A 12823-nucleotide genomic window follows, 5' to 3' on the forward strand; every position below is an offset into this window, starting at 1 on the left:
GCGTATCTCCTGCTCTTAGGTCGCGACTGAGCGTGACCACATCAAATTGCTCAATCATTTTTATAGTAAAGATCGCTACTAGAGCGATCTTTTATTGTTATTTTTGTGTCTCTACCTTGGGGGTTAACCTAGGCTTGATTCTTCTTCGCTTCGTTCAACGCTCTGATCCGGCTTGCCAACGAATAGAGACGAATGAAGCCGCCCGCGTGGCTTTGGTCATACACAACATCTTCACCAAAGGTCGCAAACTCTTCCGAGTACAAGCTGTTTTCCGAACGTTTTTGCGTCACCGTCGCTTGCCCTTTGTAAAGCTTCACAACCACTTCACCATTAACATCCTGTGCCAGCTCATCGGCGGCGGCCATGATGGATTTACGCAGCGGAGTAAACCAACGGCCATCGTATACAAGATGCGACGCTTTGACACCCAGTTCTTCACGAAATTCGAATGAGGCTTTATCGAGCACTAACTGCTCAACAGCACGCAACGCTTCCATCATGATGGTGCCTCCCGGGGTTTCATAACAACCACGAGACTTCATACCAACCAAACGGTTTTCGACGATGTCGATACGACCAACTCCGTGTTTAGAGCCTTTCTCATTAAGGTAAACGAGTGCGTTGTAAGGCGTCATCAGTTCACCATCGACGCCAACGACTTCGCCTTTCGCGACCTGCAGTGTGACAAATTCTGGCTCATTTGGCGCTTGCTCTGGATCTACTGTCCATACCCAGCAATCCTCATTAGGGGCGTTCCAAGTACTCTCAAGCACGCCACCTTCGGTCGAAATGTGCCACGCGTTCGCATCACGCGAGTAAATTTTCGTCAATGAAGCGGCGCAAGGAATGTTACGCTCAGCAAGGAAATCAAGACACTCTTCACGACTCACGATGTCCCACTCACGCCAAGGGGCAATCACATGTAAATCAGGCGCTAGGGCTGCAAACGCACCTTCAAAACGCACTTGGTCATTACCTTTCCCCGTACAGCCGTGACACAGCGCATCAGCACCCACTTTACGCGCTACTTCGACTTGCGCTTTGGCAATAATTGGGCGAGCCATTGACGTCCCAAGCAGATATTTACCTTCGTAATAAGCACCTGTTTTTAGTGTGGGGTAGATGTATTCAGCGACCATCTCTTCTTTAAGATCGACCACATAACACTCTGACGCGCCAGACGCTTTCGCTTTCTCTTCAATGCCGACCAATTCTTCTTCACCTTGGCCGACATCGGCAACAAAGGCAACCACTTCACAATCGTAGTTTTCTTTTAACCACGGAATGATTACCGAGGTATCTAGACCGCCAGAGTATGCGACAACGACTTTATTGACTTGAACCTTGCTCATCTTACTTTCTCCATTTCCCGGCGCTGCGCTTGGCGGTCAGTGCTCTGGGTGATTAATTACTTACAGCTGTTATCAACAACTGATTAAATACGTTTATTGAGGTAAAAATTGGGTCCCGATACTTTCGCCCGCAAACAATTTGCTGAGCTTATCTGGGTAACGCCATGTCGCCACTTCAATCGGGCGACCTAAATCATTTGCCGCTTCCAGCGCCGCTTTCACTTTGACAATCATGCCATCCGTGATCACTTTGCCTTTAATCAGCGCATTGGCCTGCTGCTCATTGAGGCTCGACAACAAATGGCCTTTGCCATCCAGCACACCGCTCACATCGGAAAGCAGAACGAGTTCTGCATCCAATGCGCCAGCCACTGCAACGGCTGCTTGATCGGCGTTGACATTCATCATTTGGCCATCAGCGGTCAGGCCAATCGAGCTGATAATAGGCAAACCACCAGCGGCTAAAATCGCTTGCACGATTTGTGAATCACCAGGAGAAGCCTTGCCCACTGCGCCGAGTTCTGGATCCAACTCTTCGACTTTGCATAACCCGCCATCAGCGAGCGATAAACCAACCGCATTTAAGCCATCTTTAATCGCTTGCCCTTGCAGCATTTTGTTGGCTGTCCCAGCCAGCGCGCCTGCAATCAGCGGAATTTGATCATAAGGCGTGACACGCAAACCTTCTTTCTTCACGGTTTTTAGTTGTAATTTCGCCATCAGGTCATCGACGAGATAACCGCCCCCGTGCACGATGACAATTCGTCGCTGAGCTTGAGCTTGATACAGTGCGATTGCGCCAAACAGTTTGCTTAGCGTTTCAGAACAAGACAGCGCCGCGCCGCCTAACTTAATCACTAATGGATTTTGCTTTGTATCTGTCATATTTAACCCTTACGCTTGGTGCGTTACACCAAAGCCGTTAGCTCAGAAAAACCGTAATGAATATTTAAACACTGCATCGCTTGGCTCGATGCCCCCTTTAATAAATTATCGATCGCGGACACGACGATAATATGCTCACCTTGCACTCGCCAACCGAGGTCGCAAAATGGCGTAAATTCAACATCTTTGATGCTCGGCAAGGTTGATTTGAGCCGAACCGCTGGTTTGTTAGCGTACGCCTTCTCAAAAGCATGGCTGACTTGTTGCTCTGAAACACCTGATGCAAGTTTCATCGTCACGGTGGCCAAAATACCGCGTTTGAAATTCCCTAAGTGAGGCGTAAAAATCACGTCACATCCTAAATGGGCGACGATTTCAGGTTGGTGGCGATGAGTAAACACGCCGTATGGCTGTAAGCTCACTTCACAAAAACTGTTGGTTAATGTCGCTTTTCTGCCCGCGCCTGTGACACCGCTGGTGGCATTAATCACCGGCCATTGAGTTGTATCTAACAAACCCGCTTCAACCAAAGGCTTTATCGCCAGTTGCGATGCGGTTGGATAGCAACCCGCAACGGCGATCAATTGGCTCTGCTTAATTGCCTCACAATTCCATTCCGCCAGTCCATAAACCGCGTTTTCTAACCATTTAGGGTGTTGATGTTTAAAACCATAGTAATTTTGGTAAAAATCATCACCTTTGACGCGAAAAGCACCAGAAAGGTCGAAAACTTGACAATTTTGCGCAAGAAAAATAGGCGCGAGATCATGGCTCACCTCATGAGCCGTAGCTAAAAACACCACATCACATTGGCTTGCAACGCTCACCGGATCCATTAATGGTTGTACCTGCATGTCGACAATACCGGAGAGTTTGCCATGCAGCTCAGCCATTGGTTTTCCAGCATCTAGGCTATTGGCGGAAACGTATAAACCTGATAGCGTGAGTTGTGGGTGTTTTTGCACCATATACGCCAACTCAGCGCCGGTATAACCGCTAGCTCCGATAATTGTGGTTTTCAACATCTCGTGACATCCAATTTCAAGGTAAAAAAGACAATCTAAAAATGACTATAAATTTCAAAAAAGACACTTAACTCGGTTTTTTATTCACGCAAAGTGATTTAATATGTGTTTTACCTTCTCGCAATTACTCTGTCAATACTAGGAGCAAAGATAATATGCAATTACCCAGTTTTCTTGAGGTTTACCAAGGTCTGATTTCAACCTCTTCCATCAGCTCCACAGATGCTCGTTGGGACGAAGGTAACCAGAATGTGATTGATAAATTGGCAAGCTGGTTTTCCAGCTTAGGGTTTGTAGTCGACACCATTAAAGTCGCGCCGGGAAAATACAATTTAGTGGCAAAGAAAGGCAGCGGTGAAGGTGGCCTACTGCTCGCGGGGCACAGTGATACCGTTCCATTTGACGAAGGACGTTGGAATTTTGAACCGCACGCGTTAACGCAAGCCAATGATCGTTTCTATGGCTTAGGCACGGCAGACATGAAAGGCTTTTTTGCGTTTATCTACGAAGCGGTGAAAAAAGTCGATTGGAGTAAACAGAGTAAACCGCTGTATGTGTTGGCTACCTGTGATGAAGAAACCACCATGCTCGGCGCGCGTCATTTCACTGAACATGCGCCATTTCAACCGGATTACTGCATTATTGGTGAGCCGACTAGCCTTGTGCCCATCCGCGGCCATAAAGGCCACGTAGCCAACGCTATTCGAGTGACAGGAAAATCGGGCCACTCGTCTGATCCAGCTCTGGGCGTAAATGCCATCGAAATCATGCATGAAGTGCTGTTCGCGTTAATGCAACTGCGCGACAAATTGATCAAAGAGTACCATCACCCAGGCTTTGCCATTCCTAACCCTACTTTGAACCTCGGTCATATACACGGTGGCGATAGTCCAAACCGCATTTGTGGCTGCTGCGAATTGCATTACGATGTGCGCCCGCTGCCCGGTATGAGTCTAGATGGGCTCGATAACTTGCTGCGCAATGCATTGAATGAAGTCAGTGCAAAATGGCCCGGCCGCATTGAGATTACCGCGCTACATGATGCGATTCCGGGTTATGAATGTCAGCATGATCACCCCTTTATTGGCAACATTGAAGAGATTTGCAATACCGCTTCACAAACCGTGAATTACTGTACTGAAGCACCGTTCTTACAACAATTATGTCCAACACTGGTACTCGGCCCGGGTTCGATCGATCAAGCGCATCAACCGGATGAATTCCTAGCGTTTGAATTTATTGATCCAACCATCTCGATTTTGTCCAAAGCAATGTATAAATACTGCTTCTAGCCTACCAAGCTTACTCAAGCGATAAATGCCTGACAGCGTTTCTACGGTCGGGCATTTTTGTAATAAAATTTCAGTAATTTACGCCAATTATTCACCAAATGATCACGTTCAATAACATTCAGCAATAATCGTAAAAATAGTCGGCTTTATTTGACTCTACAGGGATCTTTTCGCTAGATTGTGTACTTAGCAAGGAACAATGGATGTAATTTTTTTACAAGGCAGGATGACAATGAACGAAAAATACGCTGCGCTCAAAAGTAACGTGAGCATGCTTGGCCGTTTGCTGGGCAACACCATTCAGGACGCCCATGGTGACGTTATCTTAGAGAAAGTGGAAACCATCCGAAAACTTTCAAAATCAGCCCGTAATGGCAATCAAGCCGATCGAGACAGCTTGGTTGAAGAGATCAAAAACCTTCCCAACGAACAGCTCACCCCAGTAGCGCGGGCATTCAACCAATTTCTTAACTTAACCAACATGGCCGAGCAGTACCACACCATTTCACGTCACTGTGAAGAACATGTGTGTGAGCCTGATGCGATTAATTTACTGTTTACTAAACTAAATCAAAATAAAATCAGTAAATTGGATGCTGCTCAAGCGGTACGCGATCTCAATATCGAGTTAGTGCTAACGGCTCACCCAACCGAAATTACACGCCGCACGATGATCAACAAGCTGGTGAAAATTAACGAGTGTCTCTCCAAGCTTGAACTCAGTGACCTTTCATTTAAAGAGCGCCAAAAAACCGAACGCCGTTTAGAACAGTTGATCGCGCAAAGCTGGCATTCAGATGTGATTCGTAAGCAGCGCCCTACGCCACTGGATGAAGCAAAATGGGGCTTTGCGGTGGTAGAAAATTCTCTATGGCAAGCCGTGCCTGATTTTCTTCGTGAATTTGATGAGCACCTCACCAACTACTTAGGTGAAGGGCTACCAATTGATGCACGCCCTGTGCATTTTTCTTCGTGGATGGGCGGCGACCGTGATGGTAACCCCTTTGTGACTCATAAAATCACCCGTGAAGTAATGCTGCTTTCTCGCTGGAAAGCGGCCGATCTCTACCTAGGTGATATCAATGAGCTGGTCAGCGAACTGTCGATGACCAAATGCAGTGACGCGCTACGCGATCTGGCTGGCATAGATGAACACGAACCTTATCGCGCTATTCTCAAACGCCTGCGTGAACTACTCAGCGAAACACTGGAAGTGTTGGATGCCAAGATCAATGGCCAACAACTGGCACGCAAAGCACCACTGCAAAATATCGCACAGTTGTGGGAACCGCTTTATGCCTGCTACCAATCTTTACATCAATGCGGCATGGGCGTCATTGCCGATGGCTCGCTGCTTGATACTCTGCGCCGGATTAAAGCGTTTGGTGTGCATCTTGTACGTTTGGACATTCGCCAAGAGAGCACTCGTCACTCTGATGTGATCTCCGAGCTCACCCGTTATTTAGGCATTGGTGATTATGACCAGTGGAGCGAGCAAGACAAAATTGCGTTTCTCACCAATGAGTTGAGTTCAAAACGTCCTTTGTTACCTCGTGACTGGCAGCCTTCAGAAGCGGTGAAAGAGGTGATCGACACCTGTAAAATCGTTGCTTCTCAGCCTCGCGAAGCCTTTGGTGCTTATGTGATTTCGATGGCTCGTACCGCATCAGATGTACTTGCTGTACATCTATTGTTGCAAGAGTGTGGCTGCCCTTATCGCATGGACGTTTGTCCACTGTTCGAAACTTTGGATGATTTAAACAACGCAGAAACGGTGATCCGCCAGCTAATGGGCATTGATCTCTATCGGGGCTTTATTCAAAACCACCAGATGGTGATGATTGGTTATTCAGATTCCGCTAAAGATGCAGGTGTAATGTCCGCTGGTTGGGCGCAATACAGCGCGATGGAAGCTTTGGTTAATGTCAGTGAAGAGGCCGGAATTGAACTGACACTATTCCATGGACGCGGCGGCACCATTGGTCGCGGGGGCGCTCCAGCACATGCGGCACTGCTTTCACAACCACCCAAAAGCTTAAAAGGTGGCTTGCGTGTGACGGAGCAAGGCGAAATGATCCGCTTTAAACTTGGTCTACCAGAAGTAGCGGTCAATAGTTTTACGATGTACGCCAGCGCCATTTTAGAAGCGAACCTGCTGCCGCCGCCAGAGCCAAAACAAGATTGGCGCGACTTAATGGAGGTATTGTCTGAAGTCTCTTGCGAAGCGTATCGCCATATTGTTCGCGGCGAACCGGACTTTGTCCCGTACTTCCGCCAAGCAACGCCAGAGCTAGAGCTGGGTAAATTACCGCTCGGTTCACGTCCGGCTAAACGCAACCCTAATGGTGGGGTCGAAAGCTTACGCGCAATCCCGTGGATCTTCTCTTGGAGCCAAAACCGCCTCGTGCTACCAGCCTGGCTAGGTGCGGGAGAAGCAATTCAGTTTTCTATCGATAAAGGACACCAAGCACTGCTGGAAGAGATGTGCCGTGAATGGCCATTTTTCTCAACGCGTTTGGGCATGCTAGAGATGGTTTACTCCAAGTGCAACATTGAAATCTCACGCTATTACGATGAACGCTTAGTCGATGAATCGTTACGCCCGCTCGGTGAGCGTTTGCGTTCTCAATTACAGAAAGACATCAAAGCGGTGTTAAATGTAGAAAACAATGAGAACTTGATGCAAAGCGATCCTTGGGGTCAAGAGTCAATCCGTCTGCGCAATATCTATGTTGAGCCATTAAATATGCTGCAAGCAGAGCTGTTGTATCGCACTCGCCAAACCGAAACCGCACCAGCAGAGTTAGAAGAAGCCTTAATGGTGACTATCGCCGGCATTGCAGCAGGAATGCGTAACACAGGCTAAGTAACAGCATTTTATTTCACAAACTAGCTAAAAGGCCGTCACTGTGCGGCTTTTTATTTTTAATCACAAAAACTATTGAGCATATTATCAGTTTTTTAAGCTAAACTAACAAAGTATTCCACTTTATGCTTATTATTTAGATATACTACTGCTCCTCTGCGGTAGCATACAAACATAACAAATCGCAGGTCGATATGCGTCACGCATATAATCCTAGGTGATAAACGGCTTTTTAAGGTGACACAACCCACTCCGTCAATAGAACGGTGGGTGTTGCTTACACTCATTCATGATTGATGCCATCAGAAGCACAACACGAGTTTGAGCAAGTTGTTTTTGAGTTTATTAACCATTTGGATTAAAGACATGTCATTACCACACGTTATCCTCACTGTTTTGAGCACTCGCGATGCCACAGGGTACGACATCACAAAAGAGTTCTCTTCGAGCATTGGCTATTTTTGGAAAGCCAGCCACCAACAAGTTTACCGCGAACTGAATAAAATGGGTCAACAAGGCCTAGTCACTTGTGTATTAGAACCGCAAGATGGCAAGCCAGATCGTAAAGTTTACTCCATCACCGATGCAGGTCGCAGCGCTTTAGGTGAATGGTTTGACCAACCTACCGCTCACCCAACCGTACGTGATGAATTTAGCGCTAAATTGATCGCTTGCGCGGTACAACCAGCAACACCTTACCGAATTCAACTGGGTGAATTGGTTGAAGAATCGAAAAAACTGGTTGCTCACTACAAAGAGATTGAGTCTGCGTACTATGCAACACCAGCTACCCTCGATAAGCTACAGCGCCTTGAGCGTCTAACACTACGCCGCAACCTACTGGTTCGCCAAGCGTGGGTTGATTGGGCTGAAGAAGTGCTTGCTGAACTCGATGCAATGGCTTAATGCCAACCATAAAAAAGGGGTGATGCTCAATGAGCATCACCCCTTTTGTTTTTCCACGACCAAATTAAATACCATCACCGGCAATGAAACTTTGAGAGCGGCCATTAAATTGTTGGTCCATATCTAACGAAGGTTTATCGGTTTGAGGGCGGCCGACAATTTTGGCTGGCACTCCGGCGACGGTAGTGTGCGGAGGCACCGCTTGCAATACCACAGAACAGGAACCAATTTTCGCCCCTTCGCCCACTTCAATATTACCGAGAATTTTGGCACCCGCGCCAATCATCACGCCTTCACGAATTTTCGGGTGGCGATCACCGCACTCTTTACCCGTTCCGCCTAGCGTTACATCTTGCAAAATCGAGACATCATTCTCCACCACCGCGGTTTCACCGATCACAATGCCTGTGGCATGATCAAGCATGATGCCGCGGCCAATACGTGCAGCAGGATGAATGTCCACTTGGCAAGCTACCGAAATTTGGTTTTGAAAATAGGTAGCCAACGCCACTCGACCTTGCTTCCATAACCAGTTCGCGACGCGATAGCCTTGTAAGGCATGGTAGCCCTTGAGATAAAGTAGAGGCATTGAAAACATAGATACCGCGGGGTCGCGATTGACAGTCGCGCAGATGTCACACGCCGCCGCTTCCATAATGCTGGGGTCTGCGGCAAATGCCTCTTCGACCACTTCACGCACCGCCATCGCTGGCATTGAGGCCGTATTCAGCTTATTGGCAAGAATGTAGCTCAAGGCCGAGCTTAAACTATCATGCTTAATAATAGTGGCATGATAAAAACTGGCCAGCATCGGTTCTTGTTCTGACTGCTCGCGCGCCTCTTTGACTATGGCTTGCCACACTTTGAGTTTTTCGCAATGTTTCATCGTTGGTTGATCACCCTTCCTCATCCAATCTCTAGAGCGTCAATGTAGATTGCTAATAGGCTTTGTGCCTAATCATGAGCAATGAATTAGCGTTCTGCTTTTTTATCACGAGCCAGCAAATCTTGTGCTGCAACACGCGCATCTTTTCCTTGATACAGCACTTGATAGATTTGATCAACTATTGGCATTTCAACCTCCATGCGCGCCGCTAATAACCACACCTCTTTGGTGTTGCGATAACCTTCAACCACTTGGCCAATTTCTTGCTGCGCCGTATCCACATCTTTTCCTTGCCCCAACGCCAAACCAAAGCGACGGTTACGTGATTGGTTATCGGTACAAGTGAGCACTAAGTCACCCAATCCAGCCATCCCCATAAAAGTTTCTGGCTGAGCACCTAACGCCGCACCTAAACGGCACATTTCGGCCAGACCGCGCGTAATCAATGCAGTACGCGCATTCGCACCAAAGCCAATCCCATCGGACATGCCAGCGCCAATCGCAATCACGTTTTTCACCGCACCACCTAGCTGCATGCCAATAAAATCACTATTGGCGTAAACGCGGAAAGTTTTGCTGCAGTGAATTTTGCCTTGCAGATCTTCGACAAACTGCGCGTCAGGCGAGGCAACAGAAATTGCGGTAGGCATTCCCATCGCCAGCTCTTTAGCAAAAGTCGGCCCAGATAACACCGCCAATGAATAGCGCTCGCCAATGGTGTCATAGGCCACATCCATCAGCAGCCGGCCCGTTTCAGGTTCAAGCCCTTTGGTTGCCCAACAAATACGGGAATCATCACGCAAGTGAGGCTTTAAACTGTTCATAACAAGGCCAAATACGTGGCTCGGAACGACAACCAACAAATCACGGCTCGCTTGTACCGCTTTTTTTAAATCGGTTTCCACAATCAGCGAATCGGGAAAATCAATACCGGGTAAAAATTCTTGGTTAGCACGATCAGCATCAAGACGAGCCATATGCTTAGCATCGTGTCCCCAAAGGACAACATTAGCACCGTTACGTGCTAAAGAAATCGCCAGAGATGTGCCGTAAGAACCCGCACCAACTACTGTCATGGTGATCGCTTTACCGTAAATACTGTTAGGATCTGTCATTGTTTCGTCCATTGCTATTCGTGTTGTCATGTTATACCTAAATTCCTCCCGATACAGCTTTCAATACGGAGTAGCAAGGAACTGAGGTATTGGCATTCGAAATAAACAAAAAATGCACAACGCACCATCATTATCTGGGATGCTTTGTGCATTTTTTATCATCAAAGTCTGACGTGGAACGCCAACGTTAATGATCTCACGTCATTAACGATTAAGCTTCTGCTTGCTCGCCTTGAGTCGCTTGTTGTTGTAGGTAGTTCATGAACAATGCATCAAAGTTCACTGGTGCAAGGTTAAGTTGTGGGAATGTCCCTTTTACAACCAAGCTAGAAATCGTTTCACGTGCATATGGGAACAGAATGTTCGGGCAGAATGCGCCTAAACAATGAGCAAGTTGGCCCGCTTCCATTTTTTCAGCAGTAAAAATACCACCTTGTTGCACTTCACATAAGAACGCGATGTCTTCCGCGTTTTTCACTGTCACCGTTAGGCGCAATACCACTTCATACACACCTTCACCCAGATCACGACTTTGAGTGTCAAGATCCAACTTCACATCTGGATTCCACTCTTTTTGGAACATAACAGGTGAGTTTGGCGCTTCAAAAGAGACATCTTTTAGAAAGATACGTTGAATTGCGAAATTTTGTTGTGCTGTTTGTTGTGCGGCTTCAGCCATGATTAAATCCTTAAATACTTACAAATTCAGTGTTGCTTTTAGACTAACCGAGCTGATTTCGAATGACTAGATGAGCTCACGATTACGTGGAAAACATCACAACTCTTAGCATCAAATGCTGGCTTTTCAGCCAGCACACTCAGTTCAAGATAACCGCGATCAGTCAATTATTTATTGCCACGAACCAGTGGCAAGTTCGCTTCATTCCAAGCTACAAGACCATTTTTCAGTAGATTCACATTCTCAAACCCAGCTTTAGCAAGCAGGTTGGCACTCTCTTGCGCGGTTTGACCCGTTTTACATACCACAATGATGGGGTCAGACTTGTGCTTTTCAAGGCTAGCCAAGTTACCGGATTTAATATCCGACGGCAAAATGTGAACCGCATCGGTAATATGGCCTTTTTTAAACTCATCTTTCGTGCGGATATCGACAACCACACCGTTTTCACGATTCATTAAAAGCGTCGTTTGTGAAGCCGTAAGCTCTTTATAGGCTGCCGTGGTTGATTTCACGATGCTCATGATTAAGGCGACGAGAATACCTACCCATGCCAAAGATAGAATCATATTGTGTTGGAAAAATTCGATGTACTCTTGCATATTCTGTGCTCTTGCAATGTGGGCTTAAAATCAGACAAGGAGTATAACGAGGTTGTCAGCCAGACGCGAGGGCTTACATTGCATAATAAGAAACTGTTGCCGTTTTTCAGCGCGCTCATCGCACTGCAAGCGCGCAATCCACATCAGCTTAAAAGCTTAAGCTATCGGAAAAGGAAAAGCCGTCACGTTATCAATATGATCTTGGCCTAACGCCAGCATAATCAAGCGATCAATACCAAGCGCCACTCCCGAACATTCAGGCAAGCCAGCCTCTAATGCTGCTATCAAGTGGTAGTCAATCGGCTGTTCGACCAGCCCCATCGTTTTACGCTTTTGGTTATCCGCTTCAAAACGAGCCAGTTGCTCTTGTGGGTTGTCCAACTCATGAAAACCATTCGCAAGTTCAATCCCTTTGAAGTAGACCTCAAAGCGATCTGCAACACGATGATCTTGCGGGTTAATCTTAGCTAGTGCCGCTTGTGATGCAGGAAAATCGTAAACAAAAACGGGTACCTGTTGACCAATTTCCGCCTCAACACCGACACTAAATAGCAGTTGCAGTAAGGTATCTCTATCCTCTTCTGGCTCTGCAATGTCACTCAGACCCAATAGGCTCGCAGCCGCTTTTAACTCGTCCATTGAGCCTTCTAACGGACAAACCCCAAGTACCTGCAAAAATGCTTGTTGGTAGCTCATCTTCTGCGCCGCTCCACACTGCAAAATAAGTTGCAGCAATTGATCCATCTCATCCATTAAATCATGGTGAGTAAAACCAACCCGATACCACTCTAACATTGTAAATTCTGGGTTGTGATAGCGGCCATTTTCCTCGTTGCGAAACGCTTTATTGATCTGATAAATCGAACCACTCCCCGCCGCCAAAAGTCGTTTCATATGAAACTCTGGGCTAGTCATTAAATAGAGTTGACGGCCATCAGCATAGCCTGGGCCAACAAACTGGGTTTGGAAGGTTTGCAAATGAATGTCGGTTACCGTGGCATGACTCATGGCTGGTGTGTCGACTTCCAATACATCTCGTAGTTCAAAGAAATGGCGGATCTGCTTGAGTAACTGAGCACGCTGTTTGAGTTGTGATATTGATGCGGTTGGCATCCAGTTTTTTCTATTCATGTTCTGGCACACATAAGTTTGGATGATATGAATTTTACTGACTTGAAGCGTAATTCCAAATTCTAACGTGATTATTATCACACA

11 protein-coding genes are annotated in these 12823 nt (G+C 46.9%); 3 read left to right on the forward strand and 8 right to left on the reverse strand.

Features of this window, described 5'->3' with window-relative positions; all coding sequences use genetic code 11:
- Positions 1-128: 128 nt before the first annotated feature.
- The 3 genes from CCZ37_RS11765 to argC form a co-directional block, all read right to left on the reverse strand.
- Positions 129-1352: an argininosuccinate synthase gene (locus CCZ37_RS11765; protein ID WP_094500587.1), complete on the reverse strand. Its 1224-nt coding sequence runs from the start codon at positions 1350-1352 to the stop codon at positions 129-131.
- A 93-nt stretch (positions 1353-1445) separates the two neighbouring features.
- Entirely contained in the window at positions 1446-2237 is a 792-nt protein-coding gene (argB, locus tag CCZ37_RS11770) for an acetylglutamate kinase (protein ID WP_010317663.1), read from the reverse strand.
- A 23-nt stretch (positions 2238-2260) separates the two neighbouring features.
- On the reverse strand, positions 2261-3262 hold the full coding sequence (gene argC, locus CCZ37_RS11775) for an N-acetyl-gamma-glutamyl-phosphate reductase (protein ID WP_010317661.1): 1002 nt from the start codon (positions 3260-3262) through the stop codon (positions 2261-2263).
- A 155-nt stretch (positions 3263-3417) separates the two neighbouring features.
- Between argC and argE the strand changes: the two genes are divergently transcribed.
- The 3 genes from argE (at position 3418) to CCZ37_RS11790 (ending at position 8326) form a co-directional block, all read left to right on the forward strand.
- Positions 3418-4554 (forward strand): acetylornithine deacetylase, encoded by a 1137-nt coding sequence (gene argE, locus CCZ37_RS11780; protein WP_094500588.1) that lies wholly within the window; start codon positions 3418-3420, stop codon positions 4552-4554.
- A gap of 232 nt (positions 4555-4786) precedes the next feature.
- Positions 4787-7420, forward strand: a complete 2634-nt coding sequence (gene ppc / locus CCZ37_RS11785; RefSeq protein WP_094500848.1) for a phosphoenolpyruvate carboxylase — start codon at positions 4787-4789, stop codon at positions 7418-7420.
- 366 nt (positions 7421-7786) lie between these two features.
- Entirely contained in the window at positions 7787-8326 is a 540-nt protein-coding gene (locus tag CCZ37_RS11790) for a PadR family transcriptional regulator (protein ID WP_010317655.1), read from the forward strand.
- Positions 8327-8390: 64 nt separating this feature from the next.
- On the opposite strand, the gene cysE is transcribed toward CCZ37_RS11790, so the two are convergent.
- The 5 genes from cysE to epmA all read right to left on the reverse strand — a co-directional run bounded on the left by cysE (position 8391) and on the right by epmA (position 12739).
- Positions 8391-9212, reverse strand: coding sequence for a serine O-acetyltransferase (cysE, locus tag CCZ37_RS11795; RefSeq protein WP_010317654.1), 822 nt, complete (start codon positions 9210-9212; stop codon positions 8391-8393).
- A gap of 86 nt (positions 9213-9298) precedes the next feature.
- Positions 9299-10357 carry an NAD(P)H-dependent glycerol-3-phosphate dehydrogenase gene (gene gpsA / locus CCZ37_RS11800; protein ID WP_017043209.1) on the reverse strand — a complete coding sequence of 353 codons (1059 nt, stop codon included), beginning with the start codon at positions 10355-10357 and terminating at the stop codon, positions 9299-9301.
- Positions 10358-10538: 181 nt separating this feature from the next.
- Complete coding sequence (gene secB / locus CCZ37_RS11805) at positions 10539-11006, reverse strand: protein-export chaperone SecB (RefSeq protein ID WP_094500589.1); 468 nt, start codon at positions 11004-11006, stop codon at positions 10539-10541.
- Between the two features lie 167 nt (positions 11007-11173).
- Complete coding sequence (locus tag CCZ37_RS11810) at positions 11174-11608, reverse strand: rhodanese-like domain-containing protein (RefSeq protein ID WP_094500590.1); 435 nt, start codon at positions 11606-11608, stop codon at positions 11174-11176.
- 156 nt (positions 11609-11764) lie between these two features.
- Positions 11765-12739: an elongation factor P--(R)-beta-lysine ligase gene (gene epmA, locus CCZ37_RS11815; RefSeq protein ID WP_094500591.1), complete on the reverse strand. Its 975-nt coding sequence runs from the start codon at positions 12737-12739 to the stop codon at positions 11765-11767.
- Positions 12740-12823 lie beyond the last annotated feature (84 nt).

The organism is Vibrio qinghaiensis (assembly GCF_002257545.1).
GTDB lineage: Bacteria > Pseudomonadota > Gammaproteobacteria > Enterobacterales > Vibrionaceae > Vibrio > Vibrio ordalii.

Excerpts from the sequence above, each read along its gene's own strand:
- cysE (WP_010317654.1), bottom strand. The coding sequence starts at position 9,212 with ATGAAACATTGCGAAAAACTCAAAGTGTGGCAAGCCATAGTCAAAGAG.
- CCZ37_RS11810 (WP_094500590.1), bottom strand. The coding sequence starts at position 11,608 with ATGCAAGAGTACATCGAATTTTTCCAACACAATATGATTCTATCTTTG.
- secB (WP_094500589.1), bottom strand. The coding sequence starts at position 11,006 with ATGGCTGAAGCCGCACAACAAACAGCACAACAAAATTTCGCAATTCAA.
- argC (WP_010317661.1), bottom strand. The coding sequence starts at position 3,262 with ATGTTGAAAACCACAATTATCGGAGCTAGCGGTTATACCGGCGCTGAG.
- CCZ37_RS11790 (WP_010317655.1), top strand. The coding sequence starts at position 7,787 with ATGTCATTACCACACGTTATCCTCACTGTTTTGAGCACTCGCGATGCC.
- ppc (WP_094500848.1), top strand. The coding sequence starts at position 4,787 with ATGAACGAAAAATACGCTGCGCTCAAAAGTAACGTGAGCATGCTTGGC.
- gpsA (WP_017043209.1), bottom strand. The coding sequence starts at position 10,357 with ATGACAACACGAATAGCAATGGACGAAACAATGACAGATCCTAACAGT.
- argE (WP_094500588.1), top strand. The coding sequence starts at position 3,418 with ATGCAATTACCCAGTTTTCTTGAGGTTTACCAAGGTCTGATTTCAACC.
- argB (WP_010317663.1), bottom strand. The coding sequence starts at position 2,237 with ATGACAGATACAAAGCAAAATCCATTAGTGATTAAGTTAGGCGGCGCG.
- epmA (WP_094500591.1), bottom strand. The coding sequence starts at position 12,739 with ATGAATAGAAAAAACTGGATGCCAACCGCATCAATATCACAACTCAAA.
- CCZ37_RS11765 (WP_094500587.1), bottom strand. The coding sequence starts at position 1,352 with ATGAGCAAGGTTCAAGTCAATAAAGTCGTTGTCGCATACTCTGGCGGT.